Below are 17,873 nucleotides of genomic sequence, written 5' to 3'. Positions count from 1 at the left end.
AAAGTGTGTTTATGCCTTGTCAGCAGCTTCGTCGGCTATTTCTTCTACCTCTTCGGCAGATTTTTCGCTAGTATCAACAACGGTTTCAGAAATAGTTTCTGATGCCTCAGTAGCTGTTTGCGAAGTTGCTTTTTCTTTAACAGAATCAACCAAATCATTTACCGCTTTAGTAGCTTTGTCCGCATATTCACTTACAGTATCTTTTGCTTTGTCCGCATAATCTGCAGCTTGGTCAATAATAGGTTCAGAAACCTCTTTTACTTTTTCAATTGTTTCTTCTGCAAAAGCTTCTGCTTTCTCGATATAAGGAGCCGCCGCTTCCTTTGCTTGTTCAAAAGTCTCTTCGGCATTATTTGCCAATTCAGTTACAGACTCTTTGGTTGAGCCAAATAAATTTTTAAAAAATGAAGATAATCCCATGGTTTTTAATTGATTGGTTAAGAATACAATATTAAACTTTTTAAATGATTTTAATGAAAAATTAGTGTAAAATATTGATTATTAAAAATATATGATTTTCTAGGGAAGCTTTTTAAGATTTAAAGATTCTTTAGAAAAATCCCTAAATTTAGGTATTGTGTCAGTTAGTAAAGTAGTTTAAATTGTAGGAATTTATTTAAGTACGAACTTGATATTATTTTCTAATGGCATTACAGACAGTTACCACGATTAAAGTTGGCGAAATCCAGATTACGAATTTCAGCGGATTGGAAATAATCCAGACCATTCACGACCACCATGTTTTTTCTTTTCAGGTAAGACAGGATTTATTGGTAGAGCAGTTAAGAAGTGTCATGCCTTTTTCGCGACAGCTTTACGGCGAAAAGATAAGCATTGAGATAAAACCCATAGACGGACTGGAAGATCTTATGATCGGTGCAGATCCAGATGATTATGTCCTGCATTTTTATGGCGTGGTAACCGAAGTCGAGCTTCAGAAATCCCGCATTAAAGACATGGAAGAAACCATTGTCATAAAAGGCCATAGTTCGACCATAATTTTAGAGAACGGACCCGAGTGCAATTCCTTTATCAGCATGCCTCTTGCAGATATTGTAAACAAAGTTAAGGAAGGGGTCGATATTGATATGGACGTAAGACCATTTTACAAAGACAGCCTGCCTTATACGGTGCAGTACAACGAAAGTAGCTTCAGTTTTTTGAACCGTCTGGCCAAAAGAAACGGACAATGGCTTTATTATAACGGGCGCACCACTATTTTCGGCACGCCGGGCGGGGTTGGCGGACAGCCTAAATTAGTCTATGGCGTAAACATGCAGGATTTCAATTATACGGTGAAATTAATACCTGCCATGTTTAAAACCATAGAAAATGACAATCGCGAAGGGGAATACAGAACCGACGAAACCCTAAATTACCGAAAAGAAACCGACGGTTTCCAGCAGAACTTTCTAAATAAGGGCAACAGGGTTTTTAATAAAGAAACGGTAATACAGCTAAATCAGAACCCTGTTGGCGGATATGTGAGAACAACCTCAGAAGAATACACCAAAAATAAAATGCGTGCCGTTTTAAGTCGATTGATGGAGGTTACAGCATCAAGCGAAGTTCCCGGCATTACTATAGGAAACAAAGTAAGAATTAGCGGTGTCGATATGCAGCTCGAAAGCTCTTACAGAGTTACCCACATCAGACACATATGCGATGATGGTGGAGGCTACGAAAACGAGTTTACAGCCATAAATTTCAACAATTCTGTATTTTCATCTGAAACTGACCCCGATCTGGTGCCGTACTGCCAGAGCCAAACGGCAATTGTAACGGCAAACGCAGACCCTGACGGACTCAGCGCCGTACAGGTGCAGATGCCATGGCAGGAAGCCAAAGGCGAAACCACTCCTTACATTCCGTTAATGCGAAGAATACGGAGGCGATGCCAGAGGTTCTCACATTATTCCCGAAATAGGAGATACGGTTTTTGTAGATTTTCAGGGCAATAACGCCGAACTGCCTATTGTAATAGGAACTATGACCAGCAGAAAAGAAAAAAGCGGTTATAGTACGCCGAATAATGATTTGAAGGTTATGAAAACCCGTTCTGGAATTACAGCTACTTTTAATGATGCCAATGGAAGCGTTTCGCTTGAAGATCCAAGTGGCAATAAATATTTTATGGATGGAAACGGAAACACAACTATTGATGCTCCCAAAAATTTAACAATCAACGCAGGAGAAAATATCAGCATAAATGCGGGGCAGAATATGGATATTAATGTTGGGGTTCATAAAACTGATATTATTGGAGGTAACTATACACAAAGTATTACAGGCTCAAAATTTCTCGCTATAGGAATCGATTTTATGACAAAAGTAATGGGTAATCTAACAGAATTTATAAAAGGAAATAGAGAATCTGAAACAGGAGAAAGAAAGGAAATTGCCAAAACAGCTTCCTTAATAAGTACAGAAGAACATATAAACGTGCACGCTTCTAAAAACCTGAATAAATACAGCGGCGAAAACTCAATAAATTCATAAATCATGAGTATTCTAAGAATTGTTGAAGGTGAAATGATAAACACTTCAACAGGAAAAATGGATTTGCGTGCCATAGATGGAGATTATACGGTTCATGCTTTGGGCAAAAACCGCTGGAATGGTGGCGAAGAAGGAATTTTTGAGAAAGATTATGAGCCCTTACATCCTGAAGATTCATTAAATAACGCTATTAATGTAAGCTTAAATATTTTTTTTGATGGAACACAAAATAATAAAACCAATACCGATGCTAAAAAACAAGATTCAAAAGATCATGATGCTTATCTAAAAGTAGGGAATAAGGAAGATGACAGTTTTGAAAACGATTATACTAATGTCGCAAGAGGCTACGATGCTATAGATCCCACTGCTGATTTTCAAAGCGCCTTATATATTGAAGGAATTGGCACCGAAAATCTAGAAAGCGACGATGTTTTTCCAGATGTCGCAATAGGTATGGGCTATCGCGGGGTAGTGGCAAAAGTGGTAAAAGCATGTGTAAAAACACCAGAAATGTTGAAAGAATATGGAGGCAAAGAAATAAATGTTTTAAAATTGAATGTTTATGGTTTTAGCCGTGGCGCAACCGCTGCCAGACATTTTTTGCATATAGCCAATAGTCCTGCTGTTATATACAGTCAGCTTCCTGATAATAAAGTACAGGTAATGGCCCCCGGATATTATCAAGGTATGAAAAATGAATATAGTATTCTTAAAGTACCGAATCACCCACTTTTAGACCGGCATGGTTACTTCGCCGCTTGTTTATTAAAAGAGAATTTTAGCATAAAAAAAATCGAGATCAATTTTGTGGGTCTGTATGATACCGTAGCTTCTTATGGATTTTATCACGGTAACGATAGTATAGACTTACATTTAGATGCAGTTAAAAAAGCACGTTTTGTTTTGCAACTGTCATCTGATGATGAATATCGCGAAAACTTTGATTTAGTCAATATAGAGAGCGCCGGCTTGCATGGTTTAGAACTTACTTTGCCAGGGGTGCACTCAGATATTGGTGGTTCTTATATAAACAATGCCAAAGAAGTTTCGGCTCTTTACTATAAAAGAGAATCACTTTACAACAAAATGATTCATCATTCTGATCAAGAAGTTGAAAAACTAAAAAAAATAGTAATTAGTGAAGGCTGGTATAAAAAACACCAAATTGAAGCTGGAGTTGTGCATAAATCTGCTATTGACAATAAAATAAAAAAAGGATCTGTAGAAGATTTAGAGCGATTTTATGCGGTAGTAGGAATACGAAATCTGTATAATACTTATGACCAGATTCCACTGCATTTAATGTTTCACTTTTCTAAAGATGCTAAAGTTGAATATAGAAAGAATAAATTAATTTCCTATTCAATAGAAGATGAGTTTATAAAATCAGTCTGCAACAGTTTAAATAATTATGTAAACGTCTGTAATGATTTGCGGAATAGCTATGTCGAAATGTACAATGGCGATTTGTATGATAAAAATTCTATAAATGAAGAGTATTTATCGAAGCTCAAACGAAAATCTTATCTGAATTATATTGACGAAGAAGTATTGAAAAAATTAAGAAACCAGTATCTGCACTGGTCTGTAAAAGCCAACGAACTGGGACTTGGTTCTCGCGAGAGCCAGGCACCTGCCAAAGACGGCGCTTATGAAGGCCGATACAGAAAAAGAGAAATACACAATGGGTAATAGATCTATAAAAATAATAGCATGCTTTTTAATAGGCATACAGATAAACAGCCGCCAAATGAAAAATGAAAAAACACCCGAATGGCATGCCGAAATGTGCCATCCTGAAAATAAATATAGTGTAGATATGGTAAAAGACGAAATTTTTACCCTAGAAGGCATTCGTGCAGGTATGCCGTACGGAGGTTCCTCAGGCACATGGGGGCGCTCAGGCAAGATGTGGACAGAACAGCACGGCACTCCCATAGGGGCAGACATAACCTATTATGCCGGTTATGAAAATGTGTTTTACAGGTTAAAAATTGATTTTCCTGTAGAGCTTATGAAAGATCTGGTAAAGCGCAATTATGCTTATCGTGAAGTAAAAAACAAAACAATCGAGGAATGCAAATATGAAGGCGATCCTGGTTTGCAATATATTACAGGTGATATAGATGAGGCTTACAATTCCTATGATAGAATTTCCAGCCTTATTTTTGGTTTTGCGCCAAAAGGCATGGTAGTGGTTTGGGTAAATTATGGCTTGACTGTTATAGAAGTAGGCAGATATCAGGCTAAAGCAGTAACTGACCCAAAAGAATTAGAATCTGCAAAAAAAAGATATTTAGATATCTGGCGTTTTTCGCCTGCCCGTTTTGATGAGTTGGCAAAAGAATTTTCTGTTCCAGATGCCAGTTGTGATCAATGGGATATGTTTCGTCTACGATACAATTGGAAACCCGTAATTACCTCTGAGAATCCTAATTTCAGATTATTTACAATAAATACAGAATATTACAATGGAGAAAAAACCAGATGATGCGCCCATGGCTGCTGGAGAATAAAATGAGAAACAGGGCACTGCCAAACGTCTTTCAGTTTTTCTGGGAAACAGGTATAGGAGAAAAATTTGAAGGGAGAATTTTTTTTAATCAAAATGAAATATTCAGCCGTTTTAAAGGGCTTTCAGGAGATAACGAAATTCAGTTAAAAATTGCCAAAGACAACAGAAGTTTGGAAGTTTTATTAAACAATCAAAAACTGGAGGTCGACAGCATTAGAATTTATCCTAACAGTAAACGAGAATTTAATGACTCCTATAAATAACATTTGAAATACTTTTTGCAAATGAAATACACTATGGGTAATAGATCTATAAAAATAATAGTATGCTTTTTAATAGGCATACAGATAAACAGCTGCCAAATGAAAAATGAAAAAACACCCGAGTGGCATGCCGAAATGTGCCATCCTGCAAATAAATATAGAGTACAAATGGTAAAAGACGAAATTTTTACCCTCGAAGGCATTCGTGCAGGCATGCCGTATGGAAGCTCCTCAGGCACATGGGGGAGCTCAGGCAAGATGAGGACAGAGCAGCACGGCACTCCTATAGGCGCAGACCTAACTTATTATGCGGGTTATGACAATGCTTTTTATAGGCTAAAAATTGATTTTCCTATAGAGCGAATGAAAGATTTGGTAAGGAGAAATTATGCTTTTTGTGAAGCGGAAAATAATATAATTGAGGAGTACAAATACGAGGGTGATCGTGATCTGTTGAGAGATGCAGATGCGGCACACAAATCTTATGATAGAATGTCCAGTCTTGTTTTTGATTTTGCGCCAAAAGGCATGGTGTGGTTTGGGTAAATTATGGCTTGAAGGTGATAGAAATCGGCAGATATCAGGCTAAAGCAGTAACTGATCCAAAAGAATTGGAATCTGCAAAAAATAAACATCTGGAAACATGGAGGTTTACTCCTGAATATTTTGATGAATTAGCAAAAAAACTATATAATCCAGATGCCAATTGTGATCAATGGGATATGTTTCGTCTGCGATACAATTGGAAACCCGTAATTACCTCTGAGAATCCTAATTTCAGATTATTTGCAATAAATACAGAATATTACAATGGAGAAAAAGACCAGATGATGCGTCCATGGCTGCTGGAAAACAAAATAAGAGACAGGGCACTGCCAAATGTCCTTCAGTTTTTCTGGGAAACAGGAATAGGAGAAAAATTTGAAGGTAGGATTTTCTTCAATCAAAATGAAATATTCAGCCGTTTTAAAGGGCTTTCAGGAGATAATGAAATTCAGTTAAAAATTGCCAAAGACAACAGAAGCTTGGAAATTTTATTAAACAATCAAGAACTGGAGGTCGACAGCATTAGAATTTATCCTAACAGTAAACGGAATTTTAATGACTCCTATAAATAACCTCTGCTAGTACGAGTACCCCGCTCGTTAACGCAAAGTTTATATAACAGAATTTATTAAGGATGATGTTCACGAGCAAGACGCCGCTCCAGCAGGTATAAAAAAAAGGTGGTTCATAGAATATATGGTAAAGTTGTTATTAATCACGTATTTATGTTCTTATGTCAAAGAAAATATAAATACTATAAAGTTATAAATAATCAAACAGAAGCAAAATTTATATTTAATCGAACTGTAAAGTTTGCATATGAAAATATTGGTAATTTACACAGATTCTTTTGGTAATTTGATGTCAAATATATTTTGCAAAAAAAAACGTCTCATTGAGACGCTTTGTATATTGTTTCTTTTGAAATTAAGCATTTACAGCTTCAACCTTGATCGCTTCATCATTCAACATGCTTTTAAGCATATTTTCGATACCGCTTTTTAAAGTAAATGTAGATGATGGACATCCGCTGCAAGCACCTTGTAATAATACTTTTACTGTTTTATCATCTTCATTATAAGATTCAAAAGCAATGTTTCCGCCATCAGCGGCTACTGCTGGTTTTACGTATTCTTCTAAGATATTAATAATTTGCTGAGATGTAACATCTAGTTTGTCAAAAGCTTCATCTTTTGTTGCTTCAGTTTTGGCTTTAGTTTGAATTAAACTTTCATCTAAAACAGTTCCTCCGTTTTCTATAAATTGTTTAATGAAAGTTCTTAATTCTAAAGTAATTTCATCCCAGTTATTGATTTCATATTTTGTAACCGAAATATAATTTTCATCAATAAAAATTTCTTTCACATAAGGGAATTTGAATAATTCCTGAGCTAACGGAGAAGAAGCAGTCTGGTCAATGTTTTTATACTCTACTGCATTACGAGTAAGCATTCTGCTTACCACAAATTTTAATGCAGAAGGATTTGGAGTTGTTTCTCCGTAAACTGTAATTGGCTGTTTTTTTGCTTTTGTTTCATCAATTTTAATGATAACGCCACCTTTGTCAACAAAAGCAGTAATTTGCTCTGCAACTGCATCTTTTACATCATCCCAATCTACAATGCTGTATCTTTCGATAGCGATGAAATTTCCAGAGATATAAACGGTCTTAACAAACGGCAGATAGAATAATTGTTGGGCTAGAGGAGAAGCTTGCGCTTCGTCAATATTTTTGAACTCAAAGTTTTGATTTTGAGTAATAAAGTCTTCAAACTCGAACTTTAAAATGGTCGGGTTCTGGGTCTCTTTTATAGTGATTTTTGTCATGGTTGTATATTTTTTGCAAATTTACTAAAGTTATTTTCTACTAATACCTATATTTGATTTTTTAATAAAATAATTAAGACTCTTTTCAAAGAAATCGTGTTAAATTGCAAGAGTGAAAATTATATAGAAACAAAATTGTCTTTATGAAATTTAAAATCAAGGTTTTATTAATTTTTCTCATTACTACTTTTTATTCTTATTCTCAAGAAGGAATACCTGTTTATTCAGATTATTTGTCTGATAATTATTATTTAATTCACCCTTCAATGGCAGGCGCAGCCAACTGTGCTAAAATAAGATTGACAGCCAGAAAACAATGGTTTGGAGAAGAAGACGCTCCATCATTGCAGACTTTAAGTTTTAACGGTAGAGTGGGAGAACGTTCTGGAGCTGGTATAATTTTATTTAATGATAAAAATGGTTATCATTCTCAAAAAGGTGTAAAACTAACATATGCACACCATATTATGTTTTCGAGAGATGAACTAGATTTAAATCAGTTGTCTTTTGGAATTAGTGGAGGTTTAATACAAAGTCAATTAGACGAAACAAAATTTGGAGGAACTTTTGATCCAATTGTTTTTGGTTCAATTCAGAAAGATTCTTATTTCAATGTTGACGTTGGAGCATCATATAATTATCTGGATTTTTATGCGCACGCAACAGTTCAAGGATTGTTAGAAACAAGAAGAGAGTTATATACAGATTATGAAAGCGATAATCTTAGAAAGTTTTTATTAAGTGCTGGTTATGTATTTGGAAAAAACAGCAGTTGGACTTGGGAGCCTTCTATTCTTTTTCAGCTATTTGATCAAACAAAGGCAAAAACACTAGATTTAAATATGAAAGCCTATAAAAGCATGGATTTCGGGAGTCTATGGGCAGCTTTATCATATAGAAGAGGTTTTGATGGCGCACAATATGTTTCGGGAACCGGAGTGTCGTCTCAAAAATTACAGTACTTTACGCCTATTATTGGGGTTAATTTCAAGAATTTTATGTTCGCTTACACCTATACTCAACTAATGGGAGATGTTAAGTTTGACACGGGAGCTTTTCATCAAATTACTTTAGGAATTAATTTATTCTGCAAAAAAGAACGTTACGACTGTAATTGTCCTGCAGTTAACTAAAAAATATTTTATGCTGATTAAATCTGTAAACGGAAAATCACCTCTAATTCCAGAGGATTGTTATGTTGCCGAAAATGCTACTATTGTAGGAGATGTAACTTTTGGAGAATCTTGCAGTGTTTGGTTTAATGCCGTTGTGAGAGGAGATGTTCATTTTATTAAAATTGGAAATAAAGTTAACATTCAAGATGGGGCTATAATTCATTGTACTTATCAAAAACATCCCACCATTATAGGAAATAATGTTTCAATAGGACATAATGCTATTGTGCATGGCTGTACGATTCACGATAATGTTTTGATTGGAATGGGAGCAATTGTAATGGATAATTGTGTGGTTGAAAGTAATGCTATAATTGCTGCTGGCGCTGTAGTGACACAAAATACAGTTGTAACTTCAGGAAGCATTTATGCTGGCGTTCCTGCTAAAAAAGTTAAAGACATTGACCAATCTGATTTTGCAGGCGAAATAGGGCGTATTTCGAACAATTATGTAATGTATTCTAGCTGGTTTAAAAACGAAGAATAGAAATAAAAAAATCCAAAATAGAAATTCCAAATTCCAAGAGTTTTAGCTTTTTGGAATTTGGAATTTTTTTATTGGAATTTAAAAAATTTAGAGGTTGATTTTTTCAAAGAAAGTACTCTTATAGCTTTCGCTGATTGGAATTCTTTTATCGCTTATTAAAACTTTGTTTTTCTGAATCGATTTTACATGTTTGATATTTATGATGTAGGATCTGTGAATTCTCGCAAAACCTTTGCTTGAAAGCAGATTTTCTAATTTGATTAAACTAATTAGCGTAAGCGTAAATTTATTATCTGTCGTGTAGATTTTGACATAATCTTTTAATCCTTCAATAAAAAGAATATCAGCAAAATTTAATTTTACATTTTCATATTCAGCTCTTACAAACATAAAATCCTGTTCAATTTCAGGTGTATTATTGTTTTCCGCAATTGCAAGATTTGCTGCAGGCTGAAAAATTTGCTGTGCTCTTACAACAGCTTTTAGAAATCGATGAAACGGAATTGGTTTAACCAAATAATCCACAGCGCCAAGATTAAATCCTTCTACCGCATAATCAGAATAAGCAGTTGTAAAAATAACAAGAGGTTTTTTTTCTATCGTATTTAAAAAATCAATTCCAGAAAAATGAGGCATTTGAATATCAAGAAAAATCAAATCGACATTATTCTGATTGATAAATGAAACAGCATCAATAGCATTATTGAAAGTGTTTATAAGCTCCAGAGCTTCTACTTTTTTGACAAAATCCTGTAATAATTCTACAGCTAAAGGTTCGTCATCAATAATTACACATTTCATCTTTTCTGAATTAATTTTTTAAAATACATTTTGCATTCAAAAGTAGTTTGAAACCAGTGAATTAAGTTTTAAAATTTTCATAAAATACTGGTTAACTAATTAAAATTATGCGTTAACAGTTATAGTTTTAGTTAGCGTAAAACCATCTGTCAAGTTTCCTGTCATGGTTGCCAGCTCATCGGCTAGGCTATCAGCAAAGACATTGTCTTTTGTATTTGCAGTATCTGCTTGTCCGTGTGCGAGCATAATTTGTACTTGAATATACTTCACTTGAAATTGTTTCAGGAAAAGCAATTTGAGTTACCAGCAAAGAAGTTCCTGAACTTGATAATACTTCTACATGTACATGCGGAGCTCTTCCTTGGTACCAACCAGGATAAATCGAGATAAAAGAAACTTCTCCACTAGAGTTCGAAGTTTGTCTTCCTCTAAGAAAATGTACAGAAGTATAGTCTGTTTGTCTGCATTTGCGTGCCGCCATATTCAGAATAATTTCCGTCTTTGTCACAATGCCAAACATCTACCAAAACTCCAGAAAGAGGTTCGCAATTGTTATTCTTATTTTCAATCTTTAAATTAATCAATAGCGCAATTCCAACGCGATCAGATTTGATGTTTTCTAAAACCAACTGACTCGGCGTTTTAATCGGAAACGGGCCTTTTGTTTCAGCAGGAGAAACAGTGCAACTTCCGTCTCCAGAATTGCTTGAGTCGGTTTCATCATTGTCGCTTTTAGAACAAGATTCTAAAAATTTTGAAGCTGTTGCCAAAGATGCAATGCCCAAAATACCATTTCGGATGAATTTTTTTCTGTCCATAATCAGTTTTGTTTAATGTATTGCGGTTTTAATTTCGTCCAACTTTAAATTCAAATGAACTCGGTAATATTCATTATCCTGAGTAATGGTTAGTTCGTGTGCGTTTGGATAGAGAAGATCAAGACGGCTTTGGATATTCACTAATCCAATTCCTGAATTTTCAGGATCTTTTACATAATTCTCAATGGTGTTTTCAATCCAGAAATCAAGATTGTTATCCGTAATTAGAATTTTAATTCTTACGTGAGCCGCGCCTTTGTAATCAGTTCCATATTTAAAGGCATTTTCAACAAAAGAAATCAATAATAAAGGCTCAATATATTTATTTTTAGTGTCGCCATGAACATTGATTACGATGTCTTCGATATTGTTTAATCGCAGCTTTTGTAGTTCGATATAATTCTGGATATAATTGACTTCTTTTTCTAAAGCCACCGTTTTGTTATCTGTTTCATACAGCATATAGCGCATAAGTTCAGATAAGGTTACGATGGCATCAGGGACCAAATCAGATTTTTTGTGTGCCAAAGAATAAATACTGTTTAAAGAATTAAATAAAAAATGCGGATTGGTTTGTTTGCGCAAATAGATTAATTCGGTATTTGTTCTATGTGTTTCGGCAATCAGTTTATTTTGCTGATTATTATAAAATTCAGTTAATGTTCTAATAATTGCAGAGATTGTAATGATCAGAATATAGAAAAACGATGGGCCAATTTTAAAGAAAAGAGGCTGTCTCATTTCAATTCTCTGATGCATTCTTTCGCCTCGCGGGAAAAAATGCGGATCATGAGGCATTGTACTTGGAGGCATTATATTTTCTGGTCTTAAATGCCTAAATTCAGGGATAAAATAATTTATCCTTATGATCATAAATGTTGCAATTAAAACAAAAGCAAACGTAAAGTAGAGCCAGTATTTTTTTTGCAATAAATAATTTGGAACCAAATAAAAATAGTTCAGATAAAACAAAACAATTCCGGTTGTCCATTGCACATAAAAGTCGTTACTAATCTTAAATGGACTTTCGTAAAACTGAATTAACGAAGTCAAAATAAAGAAAACCCATATCGCAAAATGGAATAATATTTTGTTGTAGCCGGTATTTTTAATGGTATCTATCTGCATTTACAATTTTATTTTTAATAAAATTAGTTCATTTTTGGTTACCGTTGGCGATAAGTTTTGTTTGAGTTTTTGCTTAACAAGATCGGCAACCTTTAAGGCGTCATCTTCTGTTTTGAAACTTTTAGTATCACTTATTACAGGAATAACCGACTGTTTAATTAAAACTTTTTCTTTGTAGGCAATTGTATATCCCCAACCAGAACTTGTTTTAAAAGAAGCCGTTCTCAAAGATTCTTTTTTCGCGCAAGCAATAAAAAGAAGAATGGCAAAAACTATCAAACACTTCTGGATTTTACTCCAGAAGTATTGTTTATTATTAATTGTCATCGTCACTTTGTTCGTCTAATGGCTTAAATTCCCAAGCATCATCAAAATAAGTAGAACCAATTCGTCCTAACATATAGAATCCACGATTATTGATGGCAAAACCTACAGCATCTGTTCTTGTAGCACCTTCCATTGGAGTTCTTTCTACCCATAAGTCTGTTGACGGATTATATTCCCAAACTGTTTTTATGTTTTCACCACCCACAACATATCCTAATCCATTCATAGAAAAGCTAGATGCATTAGAACGAACAATTGCGTAATCATCGTTGTAGCTATAATCATCGTCTGTGTCTTTATCAATATCTCTTTTTCTTGTCCATACATCTGTAGACGGATCAAATTCCCAGAAATCTTCTTGATAAACACCATTGTTCACACCAGTTACTAAATATGCTTTATCTGCAATTGTGAAAACCGTTGCATTACGTCTTTTGTTTCCGCTAAAACCATTTACCAAAGTCCAAGTATTAGCTTGATCATCGTACTGATAAAAATCTTTTAAGTAATTTCCATCATAACCAGTCCCAAAATACGCTTTACCACCAACCTGAAAACCTACAGCGGCGTAACGAGCAGTTCCTGCAAAATCTGTTTTTTGCGACCAGCTGTTTGCAGTAGGATCGTATTGGTAAAAGTCTTTCAGTTTATTTGTTCCATCATAACCAAGACCAACATAACCTTTTTCGTTTAAAGCAAAACTAGAAGCAGAACTTCTTCCTATACCGCCGAAATCGGCCTTTTGTTCCCAATAATCTCCGTTTGAGTTGTAAACCCATAAATCTTTTAAATAAACATCGCCAGTATAACCGCCAACTACATAAGCATAATCTCCGATAACGAAACTTGTTGCACTAGATCTTGCAGGGCCATCAAAGGCTGATTTTTTAATCCAGTTTCCTACCAAATCATCATCGTCATTATCATTGCTGCAGACTTATCAAAAAGAGGCTTGAAAAAAGCGCTGTGAATAAAATTCCTTTTTTTAGATTAATCATAGTGTATTTAAAATTTATTGTTTGTATTTGATCCCTATTCCTAAAACGTAACCATTTCCATTATTGTAATCGTAAATTTTGTGGTCGTTGCTATCTAGTAAATTGTATTTTTTGTTGAAATCGTAACCGGCTTTAAAATTTAAAAACCAATTGGCAGCAACATTTCTTTCATATTCCAAAGCCGATGTCATTTGCGATAAAACTGCTTTTTCGGCATTATTGTCTACGTTTTTTTCGTCTAAATGATAAAAGTTTCCATTAAAACTATTCGTCAGACTAAATTTATTTCGATCATTATTAGAATAAGAAATTCTCGAATCTGGAAATCCAATTTCAAAATCGGTTTTCTCGTTCATTTTATAATCAAAAGCAACAATTGGCGTAAACTTTGGCGCTCCAAAAATCGATGTTCGCCCAGCTCCAACTATTACATTGAATTTTGAGCTCAGTTGCTGGCTAATTTCTAAACTTCCTAAAACGGTAACATCTGAAAAATCCAGTTTGCTCTGAAAATTGGCAGTAGGAACTACAGAAAGTTGCCATCTTGTTTTCTCTGTTATTTCAGATGAATATTCGAACTTGTCTTGAACTTGGTTGAATTTGTCCTGATCCGCATAAAAATTATAGGGATTAAACTCGTAATTCACCTTCAAATTAGAATATTCCAATGTGTTAGCTATTTTGCTTTTTGTTCCTAGTTTCTTCTGATAAAAGACTGCGATGTTTGTTTCGCTAAAATTTATCTTGTCTGTCGGCTCCGTTTTGAAATTTAGAGTGGCACTAAAATTTTCTTGAGCTTTTAAACCTAAAAATGAAATCAAAAAAAGAGAACAAATTATAAACCTTACTTTCATTATTTATTTTATTGGCTCAAAATTAGATGGATGGCGCTCTTAAAAAAAAGAAGATATATATATGACGTGTTTTGATAGACAAAACAGCCGTTTTTAAGGTCGAATTAAAATTCGAGAACAGATTTTGGGTTATAGATCGTTTTGTGCAATTAGTAGCCTAAAAAAGCGCAATAGTATATGTTATAGTGTGTCGCCAAAGTGCACAATTTATATTTGTCCAAAAATTAAATTATGCAGAAGTTTATATTGATACTACTTTTTGTACTGACCTTATTTTCATGTGGTACAGATACAGACACTGGAGAATTTACGGTTGGGTCAGATTATTTGGCTTTGAGTAATAAAGTAATCATGATAGATACTGTGACCGTAGAAATGTCAACCATTAATTTTGACTCGCTGGTAACTTCGAATAAAAGTAGAATCTTGATCGGGAATTATGATGATCCTATTTTTGGAAAAGTAAAGTCGGACAGCTATTTTCAGCTTTCAGGAGCTTCCTACGCATTGAATAATACAGGTTCAGATACTGAAGCGGTTAATTACGTTTTCGATTCGATTTCGATGATTCTTAAATATGATAAGTATTATTACGGAGATACTACAAAGGTTCAAACATTTGACATTCATCGTTTGCTTCAAAAAGTTAAGCCTAATACAGACGATAGTAATTTCTATAACAATTCTGCTTTAAGTTATAGCACTGAAAGCTTGGGAAAAATATCTTTTATACCAAGACCAAAACAAAAGGACTCTATTAATATTAAAATGGATAAAGAATTTGGAGAAGCTCTTTTTCAGAAAATTAAAAAAAGAGAAATTACAGATTTTGACAGTTTTACAGAATACTTAAAAGGTCTTGTTTTGGTTCCAGAAACATCCAATTCTTCCAATATAATAGGATTTAGCGCTGGAAGTAGCAAAATGCGATTGTATTATTCAAAATATATGGCAGATACAGATGAGGAGTCGTATATTCTGGATTATACCATTTTAGACAAAACAAAACAGTTTAATTCTATTTCTTTAGATAAAACAGGAACGTTGCTCGCAGAATCTTCCCGTCTCGAGTAGTAATCTGTCTAGTAACTTGACCAATAATCAAGGTTTTATTCAGTCAGGAACTGGAGTCGCCTGTAGAGTTGAATTTCCGAATATTAAACAGTTTAAAAATATTTCGACTAATGGCGCTATCGTAAATGCAGAGCTAATTTTAAAGCCTGTCAATAACTCTTATTCTGACAAATATCCACTGGCCGATTCTCTTTCTGTTTTTGTTGGCGATAATTTGAACAGAATAAGCGGAGCATTAACAAATTCTGCCGGAACTACCGTATACGGGATATTGAACAAAAAAAGCGATGAATTTAACGAAAATATTGGCTATACAATTCCTGTTGGAGCTTTTCTTCAGAAAGAAATGCTTAAAGCATCCGATTCTAGGTCGTCTCTTATTTTAACGTTGCCTGGAATTTCCAAATCTGTTAACAGAATTGTTTTGGGGAATCAAAAATATGCCGATAATAAAATTCAGCTAAAAATTTATTACATCTCTTACTAAATGAAAAATAAAGTTGTTTTATGGAGTTGCTTCCTTTTAATGTCGCTAACTTCATTTTCTCAAAGTATCTCAAGTTCTCCATATTCGCTTTATGGCGTTGGAAGCTTGTACGATTCAGACTTTGGTTATCTGCCTTCTATTGGCGGTTCAGGTATTGCATTACCTTCAGATACTTTTATCAATAATTTAAATCCGGCATCTTTAGGATATATGTATCAAAATCATTTTCTTTTTGATATTGGAGGAAAAGCCATTGCCACAACATATCAAAGCAGACAATCGTACAGAAAATCGAAATAATTTTCAATTTTCTCATTTAGCTTTTGCTTTTCCTGTTACTAAAAATTCTGGTTTTAGTTTGGCGCTTCGTCCATATTCTAGCTCGGTATTTAAAATCTCAAATTTAGAACTCCCAATTGCAGACAGTCAGGAATCTTATTACGTGACAGCACAAGGATCTGGAGGTTTAAACAATCTGGATTTTTCATACGGATATAGATTTGGAAAAAAATTGACAGTAGGAGTAACTGGAACGGTGCTTTTTGGAAATACAATTGATGATCGTGCTTTTCTTATTTCGAATGCAGTTACCACGATACATAAAAAAACAGATTATAGCGGAGTTCGGGCAACATTAGGAGCTCAATTTAAAATAGATTCGACCCTTACAATAGGAACAACAATTAAAGTTCCAGCAAGAATAAATGCATCAAAAGTGCAGTCGGTTGCAAGTATTGCAGATGAAGTAGAAACTGCTATAGAAACGAATATAGCCACAAAGACCGACGATTATTATATGCCTTTAGAATTGGGCTTTGGAGTTAGTAAGCGATTTAAGAATAATTTGAATATGACTTTAGATTATGAGAAGAGTTTTTGGAAAAATACAAAACAGTCTGATCTGTATGGCGAATTTGTAAATCAGGATCGTTTTGCGCTTGGATTTACTTATAGCGCCAAAAAGAATGTTAGAAGATACTGGGATCGAGTAGGGTATGCTGCTGGTGTAAATTTTGACAACGGTTACCTCGAAGTCGACAGACAGCGTGTTAATAGCGCATCTGTTTCTATTGGACTAAACCTACCAATTGAAAATACATTTTCGTCACTCAATATTTCTTATTCTTACGGGCAGAAAGGTAGAATCGCGAATGATTTGATAAAAGAAAATTACCATAAAATATCACTCAATTTATCGTTGGACGGAATTTGGTTCGTCAAGCGAAAGTTTGAATAATACTTAAAAGTCTTTTTTGATTACTGGATATTTATGTTCTAAAATTGATTCTAAAACTTTAGGATCTGAGTTTACATAAAATATTGGATCGTGATCTGTACTTTCAGAAAAACCAACCTTATCACGAAGCAGATTTTTTGTCTGGCGTGCAACAGCTTCTCCTGAATCTATTATTTTAATATGATCTGGGAGAATTTTTTTTATTTGAGGAATTAAATAAGGGTAGTGGCTACATCCTAAAACCAAATAATCAATATTGGCTTCAATCATAGGCTGAAGGTATGACTCTAATAATTGTGTCATTTCTGGCGAATACAAATTGCCATCCTCAATAAGCTGTACAAGTCCATGACCAACTTGCTCAATGATTTTTGTATTGTGAAACATCTCAGCAGTTTTATTAAAGAGCTCACTGTTAAGTGTTCCTTTTGTAGCTAAAATTCCAATTACCTGTGTTTGAGAATTGGTTGCAGCTGGTTTAATAGCTGGCTCAATCCCTACAAATGGAATGTTGTAATCTGCACGAAGTTCTAGTATAGCATTTGTAGTTGCAGTATTGCAAGCAACGACAATTAATTTGCAATTATTCTCTAATAAAAACTCTACGTTTTTTTTACTTAACGCAACAATTTCTTCTTTGGTTTTTTGTCCATAAGGCGCATTTTTGCTGTCAGCTAGATAAATGGTTTTTTCATTTGGAAGAAGATCATGAATGGCGCTCCAAATGGAAGTTCCGCCAATACCAGAATCAAAAACGCCTATAGGATTATTGTTTATCATAAAGCAAATTTAAATATTTTTTAAATAAAATTGTTATTCTAAGTTAAGTCAAAT

The 17,873-nt window shown here is 34.3% G+C and carries 23 protein-coding genes; 13 read left to right on the top strand and 10 right to left on the bottom strand.

Annotated elements, in window-relative coordinates; all coding sequences use genetic code 11:
* Positions 1-9: 9 nt before the first annotated feature.
* A complete protein-coding gene (locus P5P87_RS12810; protein ID WP_278019551.1) occupies positions 10-420 on the bottom strand; it encodes a YtxH domain-containing protein in 411 nt (136 codons plus the stop codon).
* Between the two features lie 224 nt (positions 421-644).
* Here P5P87_RS12810 and P5P87_RS12805 point away from each other — a divergent pair, with 224 nt between their 5' ends.
* From P5P87_RS12805 to P5P87_RS12775, 7 genes are all read left to right on the top strand, one after another.
* Positions 645-1,961: a contractile injection system protein, VgrG/Pvc8 family gene (locus tag P5P87_RS12805; RefSeq protein ID WP_278019550.1), complete on the top strand. Its 1,317-nt coding sequence runs from the start codon at positions 645-647 to the stop codon at positions 1,959-1,961.
* Positions 1,912-2,499 carry a hypothetical protein gene (locus P5P87_RS12800; RefSeq protein WP_422854098.1) on the top strand — a complete coding sequence of 196 codons (588 nt, stop codon included), beginning with the start codon at positions 1,912-1,914 and terminating at the stop codon, positions 2,497-2,499. The genes P5P87_RS12805 and P5P87_RS12800 overlap by 50 nt, the downstream gene beginning before the upstream one ends.
* A 3-nt stretch (positions 2,500-2,502) precedes the next feature.
* The gene (locus P5P87_RS12795; RefSeq protein WP_278019548.1) at positions 2,503-4,194 is read left to right on the top strand and encodes a phospholipase effector Tle1 domain-containing protein; all 1,692 of its coding nucleotides are present in this window, start codon (positions 2,503-2,505) and stop codon (positions 4,192-4,194) included.
* A gap of 58 nt (positions 4,195-4,252) precedes the next feature.
* Positions 4,253-4,993: a DUF2931 family protein gene (locus P5P87_RS12790; protein ID WP_278019547.1), complete on the top strand. Its 741-nt coding sequence runs from the start codon at positions 4,253-4,255 to the stop codon at positions 4,991-4,993.
* Positions 4,994-5,019: 26 nt separating this feature from the next.
* Positions 5,020-5,280 carry a hypothetical protein gene (locus P5P87_RS12785; RefSeq protein WP_278019546.1) on the top strand — a complete coding sequence of 87 codons (261 nt, stop codon included), beginning with the start codon at positions 5,020-5,022 and terminating at the stop codon, positions 5,278-5,280.
* 99 nt (positions 5,281-5,379) lie between these two features.
* Positions 5,380-5,826, top strand: a complete 447-nt coding sequence (locus P5P87_RS12780) for a hypothetical protein (RefSeq protein WP_233074002.1) — start codon at positions 5,380-5,382, stop codon at positions 5,824-5,826.
* Complete coding sequence (locus P5P87_RS12775; protein WP_278019545.1) at positions 5,814-6,398, top strand: hypothetical protein; 585 nt, start codon at positions 5,814-5,816, stop codon at positions 6,396-6,398. The genes P5P87_RS12780 and P5P87_RS12775 overlap by 13 nt, the downstream gene beginning before the upstream one ends.
* A 355-nt stretch (positions 6,399-6,753) precedes the next feature.
* Here P5P87_RS12775 and P5P87_RS12770 read toward each other — a convergent pair whose 3' ends face one another.
* On the bottom strand, positions 6,754-7,653 hold the full coding sequence (locus tag P5P87_RS12770; RefSeq protein WP_278019544.1) for a NifU family protein: 900 nt from the start codon (positions 7,651-7,653) through the stop codon (positions 6,754-6,756).
* 143 nt (positions 7,654-7,796) lie between these two features.
* Here P5P87_RS12770 and P5P87_RS12765 point away from each other — a divergent pair, with 143 nt between their 5' ends.
* Together P5P87_RS12765 and P5P87_RS12760 are read left to right on the top strand one after the other, a co-directional pair.
* Positions 7,797-8,786 carry a PorP/SprF family type IX secretion system membrane protein gene (locus P5P87_RS12765; protein ID WP_198854457.1) on the top strand — a complete coding sequence of 330 codons (990 nt, stop codon included), beginning with the start codon at positions 7,797-7,799 and terminating at the stop codon, positions 8,784-8,786.
* Positions 8,787-8,796: 10 nt separating this feature from the next.
* The gene (locus tag P5P87_RS12760; RefSeq protein ID WP_198854456.1) at positions 8,797-9,315 is read left to right on the top strand and encodes a gamma carbonic anhydrase family protein; all 519 of its coding nucleotides are present in this window, start codon (positions 8,797-8,799) and stop codon (positions 9,313-9,315) included.
* An 87-nt stretch (positions 9,316-9,402) separates the two neighbouring features.
* Here P5P87_RS12760 and P5P87_RS12755 read toward each other — a convergent pair whose 3' ends face one another.
* The 7 genes from P5P87_RS12755 to P5P87_RS12725 all read right to left on the bottom strand — a co-directional run bounded on the left by P5P87_RS12755 (position 9,403) and on the right by P5P87_RS12725 (position 14,055).
* Positions 9,403-10,116, bottom strand: a complete 714-nt coding sequence (locus P5P87_RS12755) for a LytR/AlgR family response regulator transcription factor (protein ID WP_198854455.1) — start codon at positions 10,114-10,116, stop codon at positions 9,403-9,405.
* A gap of 105 nt (positions 10,117-10,221) precedes the next feature.
* On the bottom strand, positions 10,222-10,386 hold the full coding sequence (locus P5P87_RS12750; protein WP_278019543.1) for a hypothetical protein: 165 nt from the start codon (positions 10,384-10,386) through the stop codon (positions 10,222-10,224).
* 158 nt (positions 10,387-10,544) lie between these two features.
* Positions 10,545-10,934, bottom strand: a complete 390-nt coding sequence (locus tag P5P87_RS12745; RefSeq protein WP_278019542.1) for a peptidase associated/transthyretin-like domain-containing protein — start codon at positions 10,932-10,934, stop codon at positions 10,545-10,547.
* A gap of 12 nt (positions 10,935-10,946) precedes the next feature.
* Entirely contained in the window at positions 10,947-12,062 is a 1,116-nt protein-coding gene (locus P5P87_RS12740) for a sensor histidine kinase (RefSeq protein WP_278019541.1), read from the bottom strand.
* Positions 12,063-12,389 (bottom strand): DUF4907 domain-containing protein, encoded by a 327-nt coding sequence (locus P5P87_RS12735; RefSeq protein WP_278019540.1) that lies wholly within the window; start codon positions 12,387-12,389, stop codon positions 12,063-12,065.
* Positions 12,379-13,296 carry a Kelch repeat-containing protein gene (locus P5P87_RS12730; protein ID WP_278019539.1) on the bottom strand — a complete coding sequence of 306 codons (918 nt, stop codon included), beginning with the start codon at positions 13,294-13,296 and terminating at the stop codon, positions 12,379-12,381. Before P5P87_RS12730 ends, P5P87_RS12735 begins: the two co-directional genes overlap by 11 nt.
* A 105-nt stretch (positions 13,297-13,401) precedes the next feature.
* Positions 13,402-14,055, bottom strand: coding sequence for a DUF6268 family outer membrane beta-barrel protein (locus tag P5P87_RS12725; protein ID WP_278019538.1), 654 nt, complete (start codon positions 14,053-14,055; stop codon positions 13,402-13,404).
* Positions 14,056-14,472: 417 nt separating this feature from the next.
* Between P5P87_RS12725 and P5P87_RS12720 the strand changes: the two genes are divergently transcribed.
* Genes P5P87_RS12720 through bamG form a run of 4 tightly spaced genes read left to right on the top strand, consistent with a single transcriptional unit; the run spans position 14,473 to position 17,039 of the window.
* Positions 14,473-15,315 (top strand): DUF4270 family protein, encoded by an 843-nt coding sequence (locus P5P87_RS12720; protein ID WP_278019537.1) that lies wholly within the window; start codon positions 14,473-14,475, stop codon positions 15,313-15,315.
* A 16-nt stretch (positions 15,316-15,331) separates the two neighbouring features.
* Complete coding sequence (locus P5P87_RS12715; protein ID WP_278019536.1) at positions 15,332-15,802, top strand: hypothetical protein; 471 nt, start codon at positions 15,332-15,334, stop codon at positions 15,800-15,802.
* On the top strand, positions 15,803-16,102 hold the full coding sequence (locus P5P87_RS12710) for a hypothetical protein (protein ID WP_278019535.1): 300 nt from the start codon (positions 15,803-15,805) through the stop codon (positions 16,100-16,102). It abuts the gene before it with no gap.
* The gene (gene bamG / locus P5P87_RS12705; protein ID WP_278019534.1) at positions 16,056-17,039 is read left to right on the top strand and encodes a BamG family beta-barrel-assembly machinery protein; all 984 of its coding nucleotides are present in this window, start codon (positions 16,056-16,058) and stop codon (positions 17,037-17,039) included. Before P5P87_RS12710 ends, bamG begins: the two co-directional genes overlap by 47 nt.
* A gap of 3 nt (positions 17,040-17,042) precedes the next feature.
* Here the strand turns inward: bamG and murI are convergent, their stop codons facing one another.
* Entirely contained in the window at positions 17,043-17,819 is a 777-nt protein-coding gene (gene murI, locus P5P87_RS12700; RefSeq protein WP_198854447.1) for a glutamate racemase, read from the bottom strand.
* Positions 17,820-17,873 lie beyond the last annotated feature (54 nt).

The sequence above is a fragment of the Flavobacterium ginsengisoli genome (genome assembly GCF_029625315.1).
In the GTDB taxonomy this organism is placed as follows: Bacteria; Bacteroidota; Bacteroidia; order Flavobacteriales; family Flavobacteriaceae; genus Flavobacterium; species Flavobacterium ginsengisoli.
The sequence above is the reverse complement of the archived record's forward strand: the minus strand, read 5'-3'. Positions and strand labels throughout refer to the sequence as shown.